The organism is Pseudomonas sp. GW456-L13 (assembly GCF_017350115.1).
Classification (GTDB): Bacteria; Pseudomonadota; Gammaproteobacteria; order Pseudomonadales; family Pseudomonadaceae; genus Aquipseudomonas; species Aquipseudomonas jessenii.
In genome coordinates this window covers 1,209,067-1,223,060 of sequence record NZ_JACNAS010000001.1, presented here as the reverse complement: position 1 = coordinate 1,223,060, position 13,994 = coordinate 1,209,067, and the positions used below count along the sequence as shown (strand labels likewise).

Below are 13,994 nucleotides of genomic sequence, written 5' to 3'. Positions count from 1 at the left end.
AAAGCGGCCAATGACGGCATGTCATTGGCGGCTTTTGCCTGTCCAGCTACCTGTTCCGCCGCCAGCACCGCCGGTTCCGCCACCGGGCGCACCGGTGCCGCCGCCCGCGCCACTGCCCGGGCCATTGACGCCGGTGCTGCCGCTTGACGAGCCGGGGCTCTGTCCGCGCCCGTTATTACCCGAGGGATCGCTGGGCCTGTTGTTGTCTGGCAGCAGAGTTGAATTGCGGGTTGCGCCGGGTGCCGTACCGGTCGCGCCAGGACCATCGCCGGACGCCGCAAACGTGGCCAGGGACGTAGCCGACAACCATCCGGCCATGACCAGCGAAGTCATTTTTCTGTTCACCATGGTCGTCTCCCGGGATGAGTCGTTACCTGATGTTAGTGTGAAGGGGCACGCGGTTGGTGCCGCCCCGGTTGACGAGTGGCACGGGGCCTCAGGGGGCCACCGATCCATGGCCAAACGAGAACCCTGTGGGAGCGGGCTTGCCCGCGAAAGCGACAGGTCAGGCAAATGGTTGGCCACTGATACGGCGCCATCGCGAGCAAGCTCGCTCCCACACAGCTCTCAGCGTCAGCAAGGCCTATGATCGACCAGCTTGCGCTCAAGGTGCTAGCGCCCCCGGGATCGCTGACGCAACCTGCGAAACCTGCCGGTGTCACACGTCAGGCACCTCGTCCTCAGGAGTGTCCGTTCATGAAAAAGTTGCGGATCGCCACGTTCAACGTCAATGGCCTGCGCGCACGCCTGCCGAATCTGTTGGCCTGGCTTGAGCGGGAAAAACCGGATATCGCCTGCCTGCAGGAATTGAAGGCAGTGGACAGCGCATTCCCGGCGGCTGAGCTTGAAGCGGCCGGCTACGGCGCCATCTGGCAGGGTCAGGCGTCCTGGAACGGCGTGGCGATCCTGGCGCGGGATGCGCAGCCGCTGGAAAGCCGACGCGGGTTGCCCGGCGATGACAGCGACAACCATAGTCGGTATCTGGAAGCCGCTGTCCACGGAGTTCTGGTGGGTTGCCTGTATTTGCCCAACGGCAACCCGCAACCGGGGCCGAAATTCGATTACAAGCTGGCGTGGTTCGAACGGCTTATCCGTTACGCGCAGACGCTTGAAGGCAGCGAACATCCGGTGGTGCTGGCGGGGGACTACAACGTGGTGCCCACCGACCTGGACATCTACAACCCGCGCTCCTGGCTCAAGGACGCCTTGCTGCAACCGGAAAGTCGCGAGTGCTACCAGCGGTTGCTGGACCAGGGCTGGACCGATTCATTGCGGCACTTGCATCCACAGGATCGGCTCTACACGTTCTGGGATTATTTCCGTCAGCACTGGCAGAAAAACTCGGGGCTGCGCATTGACCATCTGCTGCTCAACCCGGCCCTGAGTCCGTATCTGCAAGACGCCGGGGTGGATGCGTGGGTGCGCAACGAGCCCCATGCCAGTGATCACGCGCCGACCTGGATTCAATTGGGCTCGCACAAGCGGTGTTGAGTGTTTTCATACCGGGTGATTGGCTAAATCAATTGTCGGCGGCAATGCTTGATCCCGTATACATAGCGGCCACTGGCGGAGCAATCCGCCGCTGCGTGCAAAAGGACTGAACGATGAGCGAGCCACGCCTGACCGACCGTGCTTTGTATCTGCAACGCCTGGGCTTCGATGCACCTCCAGCACCGACACTGGAAACCTTGCGCCAGCTGCAACTGCGCCATACCGGCGTTTTCCCGTTTGAAAACCTCACCACATTATCCGGCGAGCCGGTGCTGATCGACTTGCCGTCCATAGAGCAGAAGGTCTTGCACGATGGTCGTGGCGGTTACTGCTACGAACTCAACAACCTGTTCCTGGCCTTGCTACAGGAATTGGGTTTCGACGCCCGTGCCATCAGCGGCCGGGTGGTGATGGGTCAGCCGGAGGGCTCCTGGACTGCCCGGACCCACCGCCTGAGCCTGGTCATCATCAATGACGTGCGCTACATCACCGACGTCGGCTTCGGCGGCATGGTACCGACCGCGCCCCTGTTGCTTGATACCCGCGCCGAACAACCAACCCCGCACGAGTCGTATCGCATCGATCTGCACGTCGACGGCTTTACCCTGCGCGCCAACGTTGCGGGTGAATGGCGAGCGATGTACATCTTCGACCTGCAACGCCAGGAAGATATCGATTTTGCTGTGGGCAACTGGTACGTCTCGACCCACCCCGAGTCGTCTTTCGTCAAGCAGTTGATGGTGGCACGCACCGGGGAGGGGTGGCGACGCACGCTCAACAATGGCAGCTTCGCGATTCACCGGATTGGCCATGACAGCGAGCGGCGGGAGGTGACGGACGTTCAGGAACTGATTGGCCTGCTGGGCAGCGAGTTCGGCATTCGCGTACCGGAACAGGCGCAATTGGCACGGACTCTGAAACGATTGATCGCAGCGCCGCAGTAACAGGCTGATCCTGGGCATCGCACAGAGCTGATCCGATTGATCGGCCCTTTGTGTTTCAGGGTCGAACACCCGGCTCCATCACCCGTTGGATTTCGCGCAAGGCCTCTGCCAGTTTCTGCTCCAGCCCCTTGAGTTCGGCAGGGGTGAGGGTTTGTTTCAGGTGTGCGCTCTTGCCTTCGTTGAGCAGGGCTCGGCGCAAGGTATTGTTGATCACCGTCTGGTAGCCGTACCCCTCGTGTTCTGCCAGTGTGCGGGCTGCTTCGATGACTGCGTCATCGAGCATGATGGTAATGCGGGTCTTGCCTTTGGCGGGCGCCACGGCCCCGCGCCTGGCGTTACTGAAATCGTATTCGTCTTTCATCGGTCATGCCTCCAGGTACTGACGACGCTCGCTTTTGGTGGCGATGCGCGCGGAAATGATTCGAACGAAATTCGGATCGCGGTGGGTGTACACGACAACCAGCAACCGGCCTTTGGCGTCCAGCCCCAGGGTGATCCAGCGTTGTTCATCATGGTGGTTGTCCTCGATGGTCAGCGCTCGCTCGTCATGGAATACCGGTTCAGTCTCTGCGAGGCTGATGCCTTGGTGCTTGAGTTTGTTGGCTGCGTTCTTGGCCTTGTGGAACTGAATTTCGAATGACTTCATTATGCATACTTTATATGTATATAGAAGAGGCGGGCCTTACCGATGGTCGCCAGGAATTCAAAAGACTAGTCAGCACGCGGGTGTGGGCGGCGAGGGATGTATTTCAAGGTTTTTGGCGTGGCCAGGAGGGTGGGTGTCAGGCGGAAATGGACAAGTATCCATTTTGTGACCGATAAGTTGTATACAACTCTATAGACATTTGTCCTATGTCTTGCATACAGTGTGCGCATAACAAAAACCAGGGAACCCCCTCCATGAAAACGCCCCATGTTTCACACCAACGGCCCGAGGACGAAAATCTTGGGATCGGCGCGAATATGGCTTATGGCCTGCAACATGTTCTGACCATGTATGGCGGTATCGTCGCGGTGCCATTGATCATCGGCCAGGCGGCCGGGCTCTCGCCGGCGGACATCGGTTTGTTGATTGCTGCTTCATTGTTTGCGGGGGGGCTGGCAACACTGCTGCAAACCCTGGGTTTACCGTTTTTTGGTTGTCAATTGCCGCTGGTGCAGGGCGTATCCTTCTCCGGCGTCGCGACCATGGTGGCGATTGTCAGCAGTGGCGGGGAGGGCGGGTTTCAATCGGTGTTGGGGGCGGTGATAGCGGCGTCCCTGATCGGGTTGCTGATAACCCCGGTGTTCTCGCGTATCACCAAGTTCTTCCCGCCGCTGGTGACCGGCATCGTGATTACCACCATCGGCCTGACGCTGATGCCGGTAGCCGCGCGCTGGGCAATGGGCGGCAACAGCCATGCGCCGGACTTCGGCAGCATGGCGAACATCGGTCTGGCGGCGGTAACGCTGGTGCTGGTGCTGTTTCTGAGCAAAATCGGCAGTGCGACCATCTCCCGCCTGTCGATTCTGTTGGCCATGGTCATTGGTACGGTGATCGCGGTGTTCCTTGGCATGGCGGATTTCTCGTCCGTAACCCAGGGCCCGATGTTCGGCTTCCCGACGCCGTTCCACTTCGGCATGCCGACCTTCCACTTCGCTGCGATCCTGTCGATGTGCATCGTGGTGATGGTGACGCTGGTGGAGACCTCGGCGGACATTCTGGCCGTCGGTGAGATCATTGGCACCAAGGTTGACTCCAAGCGCCTGGGCAACGGTCTGCGCGCCGACATGCTGTCGAGCATGTTCGCGCCGATCTTCGGTTCCTTCACCCAGAGCGCCTTCGCCCAGAACGTCGGTCTGGTGGCAGTCACCGGCATCAAGAGCCGCTACGTGGTGGCCACCGGCGGTCTGTTCCTGGTGATCCTCGGTCTGCTGCCCTTCATGGGCCGGGTCATCGCCGCCGTACCGACCTCCGTATTGGGTGGCGCCGGCATCGTGCTGTTCGGTACCGTCGCGGCCAGCGGCATTCGGACCTTGTCCAAGGTCGACTACCGCAACAACGTCAACCTGATCATCGTCGCGACCTCGATTGGCTTCGGCATGATCCCGATCGCGGCACCTAGCTTCTACGATCACTTCCCGAGCTGGTTCGCGACCATTTTCCATTCGGGCATCAGTTCTTCGGCAATCATGGCCATCGTGCTGAACCTGACCTTCAACCATCTGACTGCCGGTAACTCCGACCAGCAATCGGTGTTTGCGGCCGGTACCGAGCGGGTGCTGCGTTATCAGGATCTGGCGGCGTTGCGTGAAGGGGACTACTTCAGTGACGGTAAACTGCACGATTGCGACGGCAAGGAGATTCCGGTGCTGGAATCGGAACACGGCGTGGCGGAACCACGGGCGGTCCACACGAAAAGCAGTGAGCATGTCTGACGTTCACGGCAACTGAAAAAAGCCGATCTGTCGAATAGACAGATCGGCTTTTTGCTTTTCAGGCGTTGGCTTTTCAATCGACCACAAAAAAGCCCCTGGATCTTTCGATTCAGGGGCTTTTCGATGTTGCTGTCTGGCTCCACGACCTGGACTCGAACCAGGGACCCAGTGATTAACAGTCACTTGCTCTACCAACTGAGCTATCGCGGAATGGCGCGTATCTTACTGATTCAAAAAGAGAAGTCAAGCATTGAATAACAATTGGAGCGAATCATCGGGACGGACGGTGGTTTGGCGGCGATTGGCGGTTACCAGGATCGCCCCAGAGGTCTACCATGGCCGCCCGGAAGTGGTGACACGCGCTGCCGGCCATTCGCCGAAAAGGTACGCGCCATGAATCATTTGACCCTCACACCTCGACACCACGGGGTGCACCCATGAGCATCTCTCTGATCAGCCTGCCCAAAGGTGTCGGCCCTCACGCCGAAAAGTTGTTCGACGCCATCACTCAGGCCGGCACCGCTGAAGCATTGAACCGTGCTGGCGGCAAGGCCGAAGGTTTTGTCCTGGGCCTGGAAAGCACTAAAGCGATCAAGAGCCAGGTCGCTGAATCGCTGTATGTCGCCTACGACGACGCTGCCAGCCAGCGTGCGACCGAACTGGCTTAACCGCCGAAGGTAATCGTGCCAAGCATCAGTTTGGCGTAGAGCGCCGTGGCACCCAATTGCACCAGCCACAGGGCCAGGCCGCCGAGAAACACACCGGCGGCCACTTGCATCACCAGGTTGTTGCCGCGTTTTGCCGGGGCGCGGGGGGTGAAGTGATCCAGGTCATCCAGGTCATCACGGTCGGCGCGCAGGTCATCGTTTTTCATGTGGGTTCTCGCAGGAATTCCAGGGTGTATTCAAACCTGTGGGAGCGAGCTTGCTCGCGATGAGGGCATCACATTCAACATTGATGTTGGCAGGACAATCGCTATCGCGAGCAAGCTCGCTCCCACAGTGGATAGTTGTGTGCAGTTTAGAGGGCTCGCTCTAGTTGCCGAAAATTATCTGTGACAAATAAAAAACGGGAAGCCACATGGCTTCCCGTTTTTCATTTCAAGGTGTCATCAGATGACTTGGACGATAGCGTCCGTCACAACCTTGATGTTGCTCTGGTTCAACGCGGCCACGCAGATGCGGCCGGTGTCCAGGGCGTAGATGCCGAACTCGTTGCGCAGGCGGTGAACTTGCTCAACCGTCAGGCCGGAGTAGGAGAACATGCCGCACTGACGACCGACGAAGCTGAAATCGCGCTGAGGCGCTTTTTGTGCCAGCAGGTCGACCATCTGGGTACGCATGCCACGAATGCGCAGGCGCATTTCGGCCAGTTCGGCTTCCCACTGGGCGCGCAGTTCCGGGCTGTTCAGCACTGCAGCGACAACGCTGGCACCGTGGGTCGGCGGGTTGGAGTAGTTGGTGCGGATCACGCGTTTGACTTGCGACAACACGCGCGCGCTTTCTTCTTTCGATTCGCTGACGATCGACAGGGCACCCACGCGCTCGCCGTACAGCGAGAACGACTTGGAGAAGGAGCTGGAGGCGAAGAAAGTCAGGCCCGACTCGGCAAACAGGCGTACGGCAGCGGCGTCTTCGTCGATGCCATCGCCGAAACCTTGATACGCCATGTCGAGGAACGGCACGTGGCCTTTGGCTTTGACCACGTCCAGGACGTTTTTCCAGTCCGCCGGGCTCAGGTCCACGCCGGTCGGGTTGTGGCAGCAGGCGTGCAGCACAATGATCGAGCCGTTTGGCAGCGCGTTCAGGTCTTCCAGCATGCCGGTACGGTTCACGTCGTGGGTCGCGGCGTCGTAGTAACGGTAGTTCTGCACCGGGAAACCGGCGGTTTCGAACAGCGCGCGGTGGTTTTCCCAGCTCGGGTCGCTGATCGCCACAACGGCGTTCGGCAGCAGTTGCTTGAGGAAGTCGGCACCGATTTTCAGTGCGCCAGTACCGCCAACGGCCTGGGTGGTGATTACACGGCCGGCAGCGATCAGTGGCGAATCATTGCCGAACAGCAGCTTTTGCACAGCCTGGTCGTAAGCGGCGATACCGTCGATTGGCAGGTAGCCACGGGAAACGTGTTGAGCGGCGCGAATGGTTTCGGCTTCGACAACGGCGCGCAGGAGTGGAATTCGCCCCTCCTCGTTGCAGTAAACACCGACCCCCAGGTTGACTTTGTTGGTCCGGGTATCGGCGTTGAATGCTTCGTTGAGGCCCAGGATTGGATCGCGTGGTGCCATTTCGACAGCGGAGAACAGGCTCATTATTGCGGCGGCTCTGAATGGAGAGTGGAGGGACGTGTCGCGCTCCAGCCGAATGCACTAGAGCGGTGCACAAACGGGGAGCTAGTATAGAGGCCATCCGCGATCAATGGCGACAGGCTATTCGGCTTTTAAGGTAAGTTTTTCCGATTATTTTGCGACCGTTAGTCGAAAGGCGTCGGCAATGGTTTTGCGCGATGTAGGACGTTTGCCTTGAAAGCGCTGGCAATCGGCTCCACATTGAGCACAATCCAGTTTTTTCTTCGGGCGACATCGGTCGTTTGCGGTCTTTCTCGTTCGTGCCGGTTTTGCCGGCAAGAGTGATCCAGAGGTATTTCATGTCTGAATTCCAGCTAGTCACCCGTTTCGAGCCCGCCGGCGATCAGCCGGAAGCCATCCGCCTGATGGTCGAGGGCATCGAAGCCGGGCTGGCGCACCAGACGCTGCTCGGTGTGACCGGCTCGGGCAAGACGTTCAGCATCGCCAACGTGATCGCCCAGGTGCAGCGCCCGACCCTGGTGCTGGCGCCGAACAAGACCCTGGCGGCGCAGTTGTACGGAGAGTTCAAGGCGTTCTTCCCGAACAACGCGGTGGAGTATTTCGTTTCCTACTACGACTACTACCAGCCTGAAGCCTACGTGCCGTCCTCGGACACCTTCATCGAGAAGGATGCATCGATCAACGACCACATCGAGCAGATGCGTTTGTCGGCGACCAAGGCATTGCTCGAGCGCAAGGACGCGATCATCGTCACCACGGTGTCGTGCATCTACGGTCTGGGCAGCCCGGAAACCTATCTGAAGATGGTGTTGCACGTGGATCGCGGCGACCGGCTCGACCAGCGCGAATTGCTGCGACGCCTGGCTGACCTGCAATACACCCGCAATGACATGGATTTTGCCCGTGCGACCTTCCGCGTGCGTGGCGATGTGATCGATATCCACCCGGCGGAATCCGACTTCGAGGCGATCCGCATCGAGCTCTTTGACGATGAAGTGGAAAGCCTGTCGGCGTTCGATCCGCTCACCGGTGAAGTCATTCGCAAACTGCCGCGCTTCACCTTCTACCCGAAGAGCCACTACGTGACGCCACGGGAAACCCTGATGGGCGCGGTCGAGGGCATCAAGGTCGAGTTGCAGGAGCGTCTGGAATACCTGCGCTCCAACAACAAACTGGTGGAAGCCCAGCGCCTGGAGCAGCGCACCCGTTTCGACCTGGAGATGATCCTCGAGCTGGGTTACTGCAACGGCATCGAAAACTACTCGCGCTATCTGTCCGGCCGCGAAGCCGGCGCGGCACCACCAACCCTTTACGATTACCTGCCTGCCGATGCCTTGCTGGTGATCGACGAGTCCCACGTCAGCGTTCCGCAGGTCGGTGCGATGTACAAAGGCGACCGTTCGCGTAAAGAGACACTGGTGGAATACGGTTTCCGCTTGCCTTCGGCGCTGGATAACCGGCCGATGCGTTTCGATGAGTGGGAAAGCATCAGCCCGCAGACGATTTTCGTATCGGCGACCCCGGGCAACTACGAAGCCGAACACGCTGGCCGCGTCATTGACATGGTGGTGCGCCCGACCGGGCTGGTGGACCCACAAATCGAGATTCGCCCGGCACTGACCCAGGTCGACGACTTGCTGTCGGAAATCACCAAGCGCGTCGCTCTGGAAGAGCGAGTGCTGGTCACGACGCTGACCAAGCGCATGGCTGAAGACTTGACTGATTATTTGGCCGATCACGGTGTGCGCGTGCGCTATTTGCACTCGGACATCGACACCGTGGAGCGGGTCGAGATCATCCGTGATCTGCGCCTGGGTACTTTCGATGTGCTGGTGGGGATCAACCTGCTGCGCGAAGGCCTGGATATGCCGGAAGTGTCGCTGGTGGCGATCCTCGATGCCGACAAGGAAGGTTTCCTGCGTTCCGAGCGCTCACTGATCCAGACCATCGGGCGTGCGGCACGTAACCTTAATGGCCGGGCGATTCTGTATGCCGACCGGATTACTGGTTCCATGGAGCGCGCGATCGGCGAAACCGAGCGCCGTCGAGACAAGCAGATCGCCTTCAACCTGGCCAACGGCATCACCCCCAAAGGTGTGTTCAAGGACGTCGCCGACATCATGGAAGGCGCCACCGTGCCGGGTTCGCGCAGCAAGAAGCGCAAGGGCATGGCCAAGGCGGCGGAAGAGAACGCCAAATACGAAGCGGAATTGCGTTCGCCGGGCGAGATCGCCAAGCGTATCAAGGCCTTGGAAGAGAAGATGTATGCGTTGGCGCGCGATCTGGAGTTTGAAGCGGCGGCGCAGATGCGCGATGAGATTGGCAAGTTGCGCGAGCGGTTGATTACTGTTTGATTTGTAGTGTCTGAACTGGCCTCATCGCGAGCAAGCTCGCTCCCACAAGGTTCGGTGTGATCCCTGTGGGAGCGAGCTTGCTCGCGATGAGGCCGGTCAGGGCGCTGCAAGTATCAATTAGTGTGCTTCCCCAGCCTTCAACCCCTCCGGCAACTTCCTGGTCAGCAACACCGCCACCATGCTGATCCCCAACGCAATCCCGACAAAATGAAACGCATCGTTGTAGGCCATGATCGACGCCTGTTGGTGGGCGATCTCGCTGAGTTTGCCCAGGGCTGCCGTTTCATTGCCCAGCCGGTCAGCCAGTGAGGCGATCCGTTCAGCGACCTGCGGATTGCTCGGCACGATGGATTCACGCAGGTAATCAAAGTAAACCTTGGTCCGCGCATCCAGCAGCGTGGCGAGCAGGGCGATGCCGATGGCGCCGCCGAGGTTGCGCAGGATGTTGAACAGGCTCGAGGCCGATCCCGCATCCTGGGGCAGGATGTAGGCGGTGGCGATCAGCGAGATGGTGACCATGATCAGTGGTTGGCCCAGGGCGCGGATGATCTGGATCTGATTGAACTGCGGCCCGGCAAAGTCCGGGTTCAACACGCCTGAAGAGAAACTCGCCAACCCGAATAGCCCGAAGCCCAGTGTGCACAGCCATTTGGGCGAGACGTATTTCATCAACTTGGGCACCAGCGGAATCAGAAACAGCTGCGGCACGCCCATCCACATGATCACTTCGCCGATCTGCAGGGCGTTGTAGTTCTGGATCTGCGCCAGGTACAGCGGCAACAGGTAGATCGAGCCGTACAGCCCGACCCCCATCCCGACACTGGAAATGCTTGATAAGCCAAAGTTGCGATTGCGCAGGATGCCGAGGTTGATCAGCGGGTTGGGTTTGGAGGTCTGCACGATCACAAAGCTGATCAGGCTGACCAGTGCGATGCTGCCCAGGGTTACGATCAGGCTCGATTCCAGCCAGTCCTTGCGATGGCCTTCCTCCAGAAACACCTGCAAGCAACCGAGCCCGACGCCGAGGGTGAGAATGCCGGCGTAGTCGGTGCTTTTCAGCAACTCCCAGTGGGCTTCTTTCTTCTCCAGGCCGTACATCAGGCCGGCGATCATGATCAGGCCGGGCGGGATGTTGATGTAGAAAATGTATTCCCAGCCCCAGTTTTCCGTCAGCCAGCCGCCGAGGGTCGGGCCGATGGAGGGCGCGAAGGTGGCGGTCATGGCGAACATGGCCATGCCTTTGGCGCGGTGGTGTTCCGGGAGCTTGATCAGGGTCAGGGTGAACGCCAGCGGAATCAGCGCGCCACCGGTAAAGCCTTGCAGGGCGCGGAACACAATCATGCTTTCCAGGCTCCACGCCATGGAGCAGAGCAGGGACGCGACCAGGAATCCGAGGGACACCCATACCGCCAGGCGCCGGGCTGACAGCAGCTGCACGAGCCAGGCCGTGAGCGGGATCATGATGATTTCCGCCACCAGGTACGAGGTGGAAATCCACGAACCTTCTTCCAGGGTCGCCGACAGTGCACCCTGGATGTCCTTGAGCGAGGAGTTGGTGATCTGGATGTCCAGCACCGCCATGAACGCACCGAGCATCACGCTCATCACCGCAATCCAGTCCCGCCGGGTCGGTTCGCCGACCGGGCGGATCAGTTGATCACCGGCCATCGTCAGGGGCGTCTTTGTGGCTCACTTTGGGGGTGATTTCTTCAGGGGTGTCCTTGATGTTCACCTTGGCGGTGACCGACATGCCCGGGCGGATCTTGCCGCGCAGCGGATTGTCCGCGGCGAAGGTCAGTTTGACCGGAATCCGTTGTACGACTTTGGTGAAGTTGCCCGTGGCATTGTCCGGCGGCAACAGGCTGAACTGCGCGCCCGAGGCGGCGAACAGGCTGTCGACCCGGGCTTTGATCGGGGTGTCGCTGTAGGCGTCGAAGGTCAGTTCGGCTTCCTGGCCGGGTTGCATGTGGCCAATCTGGGTTTCCTTGAAATTGGCCTGAATCCAGATGTCTTCGTCCGGCACGATCGACAACAGGTAAGCGCCGGCCTGCACATATTGGCCTTCGCGGGCTGCACGCTGGCCGATCAGGCCGCTGATGGGGGCATGGATTTCGCTGCGGGTCAGGTTCAGTTCGGCCTGGGCCAGGTCGGTTTTGGCGTTGGCGATCTGCGCATCGAGGCGTTTGATCTCTGCATTCAGCGCATTGACCTGCTGGCGCTGGCTTTGCGCGTCGGCCTGGGCCTTGGCCACTTGCGAGCGTGCGATGTGGTTGTCGGCGGAGAGGGTGGTCACCCGTTCTTCCGAGATATAGCCGGGTTTGCGCAAGGTCTCGGCGCGGGTCAGGTCGATCTGCGAGCGACCCAGGCTGGCCTGGCTGGACGCGACCTGCGCTTCGCTGGCGGCAATCAGGCTGGCCTGCTGGGTCAGTTTACTCTGGGCTTGCAGGCGTTCGGCCTGGCGGGTGGCCAGGGCGGCATTGGCGCGGTCGACAGCGAGGCGGAAGTCGTCGCCTTCGAGTTTGACCAGCAACTGGCCTTTCTCGACATGCTGGTTGTCCTGCACCAGCACCTGATCGATACGCGCGCCCAATTGGCTCGACACGCGGGTGATCTCGCCCTGGACATAAGCGTTGTCGGTACTTTCATAAAAGCGCCCCTTCAAGAGCCAATGGGCAAACAGGCCCCCGGCAACCAACAGGACAATCAGCAGGAACGAGAAGAGGCGACGCTTGAGTTGGGCAGGCATGGGGCAAACTGTAGTCGAGAAATTGTAAGAGAAGTTATCAGCGGGCAAATCTGGCATACAGCCGATAAGCGGTAAATGCTGTCGGCTGATTTTCGGCCATTCACCTCCCTATACGGGCGTTACAGACGCAACCTTGGCTTAAATGCCCTGTTCACTGGAGCCGGGCGGGTGTCGCCTGTTACCATTCGCGCCTTGTTTGAACTTCGCTTTTATTCTTTTCGAGACATGCCATGACCACCGTCCGCACTCGCATCGCGCCATCGCCTACCGGGGATCCCCACGTAGGTACCGCCTATATCGCCTTGTTCAACTACTGCTTTGCCAAGCAGCACGGCGGTGAGTTCATCCTGCGGATCGAAGACACTGACCAGCTGCGTTCGACCCGCGAGTCCGAACAGCAGATTTTCGACGCCTTGCGCTGGCTCGGGATCGACTGGAGCGAAGGCCCGGATGTCGGCGGCCCGCACGGTCCGTACCGTCAAAGCGAGCGCGGCGACATTTACCAGAAGTATTGCCAGCAACTGGTCGAAATGGGCCATGCCTTCCCGTGCTTCTGCACCGCCGAAGAGCTGGACCAGATGCGCGCCGAGCAGATGGCTCGCGGCGAAACCCCGCGTTATGACGGCCGCGCGCTGCTGCTGTCCAAGGAAGAAGTCGACCGTCGCCTGGCCGCTGGCGAGCCGCACGTCATCCGTATGAAAGTACCGAGCGAAGGCGTTTGCGTGGTGCCGGACATGCTCCGTGGCGACGTTGAAATCCCGTGGGACCGTATGGACATGCAAGTCCTGATGAAGACCGACGGCCTGCCGACCTACTTCCTGGCCAACGTGGTCGACGACCACCTGATGGGCATCACCCACGTATTGCGTGGCGAAGAGTGGCTGCCATCGGCACCGAAGCTGATCCTGCTTTACGAATACTTCGGCTGGGAACAACCGGAGCTGTGCTACATGCCGCTGCTGCGTAACCCGGACAAGAGCAAGCTGTCCAAGCGCAAGAACCCGACCTCGGTGACGTTCTACGAGCGCATGGGCTTCATGCCGGAAGCGATGCTCAACTACCTGGGTCGCATGGGCTGGTCGATGCCGGACGAGCGCGAGAAGTTCTCGCTGCAGGAAATGGTCGACAACTTCGACCTCAAGCGCGTGTCCCTCGGCGGGCCGATCTTCGACATCGAGAAGCTGTCGTGGCTCAACGGCCAGTGGCTGCGCGACCTGCCGGTGGAAGAGTTCGCCGCGCGCGTGCAGAAGTGGGCGTTCAATTCCGAATACATGATGAAGATCGCACCGCACGTACAGGGCCGGGTCGAAACCTTCAGCCAGGTGGCACCGCTGGCCGGGTTCTTCTTTGCCGGTGGCGTGAACCCGGATGCGAAGTTGTTCGAATCGAAGAAACTGTCGGGTGATCAGGTTCGTCAGTTGATGCAGTTGATCCTGTGGAAGCTCGAAAGCCTGCGTCAGTGGGAAAAGGACAGCATCACCGCGACCATTCAGGCGGTGGTCGAATCCCTGGAGCTGAAGCTGCGTGATGCCATGCCGCTGATGTTCGCTGCGATCACTGGTCAGGCCAGCTCGGTGTCGGTGCTCGATGCGATGGAAATCCTCGGGCCGGACCTGACCCGTTTCCGTCTGCGCCAGGCCATTGACCTGCTGGGCGGCGTGTCGAAGAAAGAAAACAAGGAGTGGGAAAAGCTGTTGGGCGCGATTGCCTGAAGCGATTGATGAAGGGCTGATGGC

13 protein-coding genes and 1 tRNA gene are annotated in these 13,994 nt (G+C 59.9%); 6 read left to right on the top strand and 8 right to left on the bottom strand.

The genetic code is table 11. The features are described from left to right. Positions 1–21: 21 nt before the first annotated feature. Complete coding sequence (locus J4D25_RS05520) at positions 22–348, bottom strand: hypothetical protein (RefSeq protein ID WP_198530247.1); 327 nt, start codon at positions 346–348, stop codon at positions 22–24. Positions 349–696: 348 nt separating this feature from the next. On the opposite strand from J4D25_RS05520, the gene J4D25_RS05515 reads away from it, so the two are divergent. Together J4D25_RS05515 and J4D25_RS05510 are read left to right on the top strand one after the other, a co-directional pair. Further along, positions 697–1,491, top strand: a complete 795-nt coding sequence (locus tag J4D25_RS05515) for an exodeoxyribonuclease III (protein ID WP_057715596.1) — start codon at positions 697–699, stop codon at positions 1,489–1,491. 113 nt (positions 1,492–1,604) lie between these two features. Further along, positions 1,605–2,435, top strand: a complete 831-nt coding sequence (locus tag J4D25_RS05510; RefSeq protein WP_057715595.1) for an arylamine N-acetyltransferase — start codon at positions 1,605–1,607, stop codon at positions 2,433–2,435. Between the two features lie 55 nt (positions 2,436–2,490). On the opposite strand, the gene J4D25_RS05505 is transcribed toward J4D25_RS05510, so the two are convergent. Both J4D25_RS05505 and J4D25_RS05500 read right to left on the bottom strand, forming a co-directional pair. After that, entirely contained in the window at positions 2,491–2,796 is a 306-nt protein-coding gene (locus tag J4D25_RS05505) for a BrnA antitoxin family protein (protein WP_057715594.1), read from the bottom strand. Positions 2,797–2,799: 3 nt separating this feature from the next. Then, positions 2,800–3,081 carry a BrnT family toxin gene (locus J4D25_RS05500; protein ID WP_057715593.1) on the bottom strand — a complete coding sequence of 94 codons (282 nt, stop codon included), beginning with the start codon at positions 3,079–3,081 and terminating at the stop codon, positions 2,800–2,802. Positions 3,082–3,335: 254 nt separating this feature from the next. On the opposite strand from J4D25_RS05500, the gene J4D25_RS05495 reads away from it, so the two are divergent. Then, on the top strand, positions 3,336–4,853 hold the full coding sequence (locus tag J4D25_RS05495) for a nucleobase:cation symporter-2 family protein (protein ID WP_057715592.1): 1,518 nt from the start codon (positions 3,336–3,338) through the stop codon (positions 4,851–4,853). Between the two features lie 134 nt (positions 4,854–4,987). Here the strand turns inward: J4D25_RS05495 and J4D25_RS05490 are convergent. Then, positions 4,988–5,063, bottom strand: a tRNA-Asn gene (locus tag J4D25_RS05490). Positions 5,064–5,290: 227 nt separating this feature from the next. Here J4D25_RS05490 and J4D25_RS05485 point away from each other — a divergent pair. Further along, a complete protein-coding gene (locus tag J4D25_RS05485) occupies positions 5,291–5,521 on the top strand; it encodes a hypothetical protein (RefSeq protein WP_057715591.1) in 231 nt (76 codons plus the stop codon). Here J4D25_RS05485 and J4D25_RS05480 read toward each other — a convergent pair. Beyond that, positions 5,518–5,727: a hypothetical protein gene (locus tag J4D25_RS05480; RefSeq protein WP_057715590.1), complete on the bottom strand. Its 210-nt coding sequence runs from the start codon at positions 5,725–5,727 to the stop codon at positions 5,518–5,520. The genes J4D25_RS05485 and J4D25_RS05480 overlap by 4 nt on opposite strands. Before the next feature lie 237 nt (positions 5,728–5,964). Then, the gene (locus J4D25_RS05475; protein ID WP_057715589.1) at positions 5,965–7,161 is read right to left on the bottom strand and encodes an amino acid aminotransferase; all 1,197 of its coding nucleotides are present in this window, start codon (positions 7,159–7,161) and stop codon (positions 5,965–5,967) included. A gap of 335 nt (positions 7,162–7,496) precedes the next feature. Here J4D25_RS05475 and uvrB point away from each other — a divergent pair, with 335 nt between their 5' ends. Continuing rightward, positions 7,497–9,512: an excinuclease ABC subunit UvrB gene (gene uvrB, locus J4D25_RS05470; RefSeq protein ID WP_057715588.1), complete on the top strand. Its 2,016-nt coding sequence runs from the start codon at positions 7,497–7,499 to the stop codon at positions 9,510–9,512. Positions 9,513–9,629: 117 nt separating this feature from the next. Here the strand turns inward: uvrB and J4D25_RS05465 are convergent, their stop codons facing one another. Both J4D25_RS05465 and J4D25_RS05460 read right to left on the bottom strand, forming a co-directional pair. Next, positions 9,630–11,120 carry an MDR family MFS transporter gene (locus J4D25_RS05465; protein WP_198530265.1) on the bottom strand — a complete coding sequence of 497 codons (1,491 nt, stop codon included), beginning with the start codon at positions 11,118–11,120 and terminating at the stop codon, positions 9,630–9,632. A 49-nt stretch (positions 11,121–11,169) separates the two neighbouring features. Continuing rightward, entirely contained in the window at positions 11,170–12,258 is a 1,089-nt protein-coding gene (locus tag J4D25_RS05460; protein WP_057715586.1) for an HlyD family secretion protein, read from the bottom strand. A gap of 230 nt (positions 12,259–12,488) precedes the next feature. On the opposite strand from J4D25_RS05460, the gene gltX reads away from it, so the two are divergent. Continuing rightward, complete coding sequence (gene gltX, locus J4D25_RS05455) at positions 12,489–13,970, top strand: glutamate--tRNA ligase (RefSeq protein WP_057715585.1); 1,482 nt, start codon at positions 12,489–12,491, stop codon at positions 13,968–13,970. Positions 13,971–13,994: the final 24 nt, after the last annotated feature.

Coding starts and splice junctions, on each gene's coding strand:
- uvrB (WP_057715588.1), top strand. CDS start 7,497: ATGTCTGAATTCCAGCTAGTCACCCGTTTCGAGCCCGCCGGCGATCAG.
- gltX (WP_057715585.1), top strand. CDS start 12,489: ATGACCACCGTCCGCACTCGCATCGCGCCATCGCCTACCGGGGATCCC.
- J4D25_RS05460 (WP_057715586.1), bottom strand. CDS start 12,258: ATGCCTGCCCAACTCAAGCGTCGCCTCTTCTCGTTCCTGCTGATTGTC.
- J4D25_RS05480 (WP_057715590.1), bottom strand. CDS start 5,727: ATGAAAAACGATGACCTGCGCGCCGACCGTGATGACCTGGATGACCTG.
- J4D25_RS05520 (WP_198530247.1), bottom strand. CDS start 348: ATGGTGAACAGAAAAATGACTTCGCTGGTCATGGCCGGATGGTTGTCG.
- J4D25_RS05515 (WP_057715596.1), top strand. CDS start 697: ATGAAAAAGTTGCGGATCGCCACGTTCAACGTCAATGGCCTGCGCGCA.
- J4D25_RS05500 (WP_057715593.1), bottom strand. CDS start 3,081: ATGAAGTCATTCGAAATTCAGTTCCACAAGGCCAAGAACGCAGCCAAC.
- J4D25_RS05485 (WP_057715591.1), top strand. CDS start 5,291: ATGAGCATCTCTCTGATCAGCCTGCCCAAAGGTGTCGGCCCTCACGCC.
- J4D25_RS05510 (WP_057715595.1), top strand. CDS start 1,605: ATGAGCGAGCCACGCCTGACCGACCGTGCTTTGTATCTGCAACGCCTG.
- J4D25_RS05505 (WP_057715594.1), bottom strand. CDS start 2,796: ATGAAAGACGAATACGATTTCAGTAACGCCAGGCGCGGGGCCGTGGCG.
- J4D25_RS05495 (WP_057715592.1), top strand. CDS start 3,336: ATGAAAACGCCCCATGTTTCACACCAACGGCCCGAGGACGAAAATCTT.
- J4D25_RS05475 (WP_057715589.1), bottom strand. CDS start 7,161: ATGAGCCTGTTCTCCGCTGTCGAAATGGCACCACGCGATCCAATCCTG.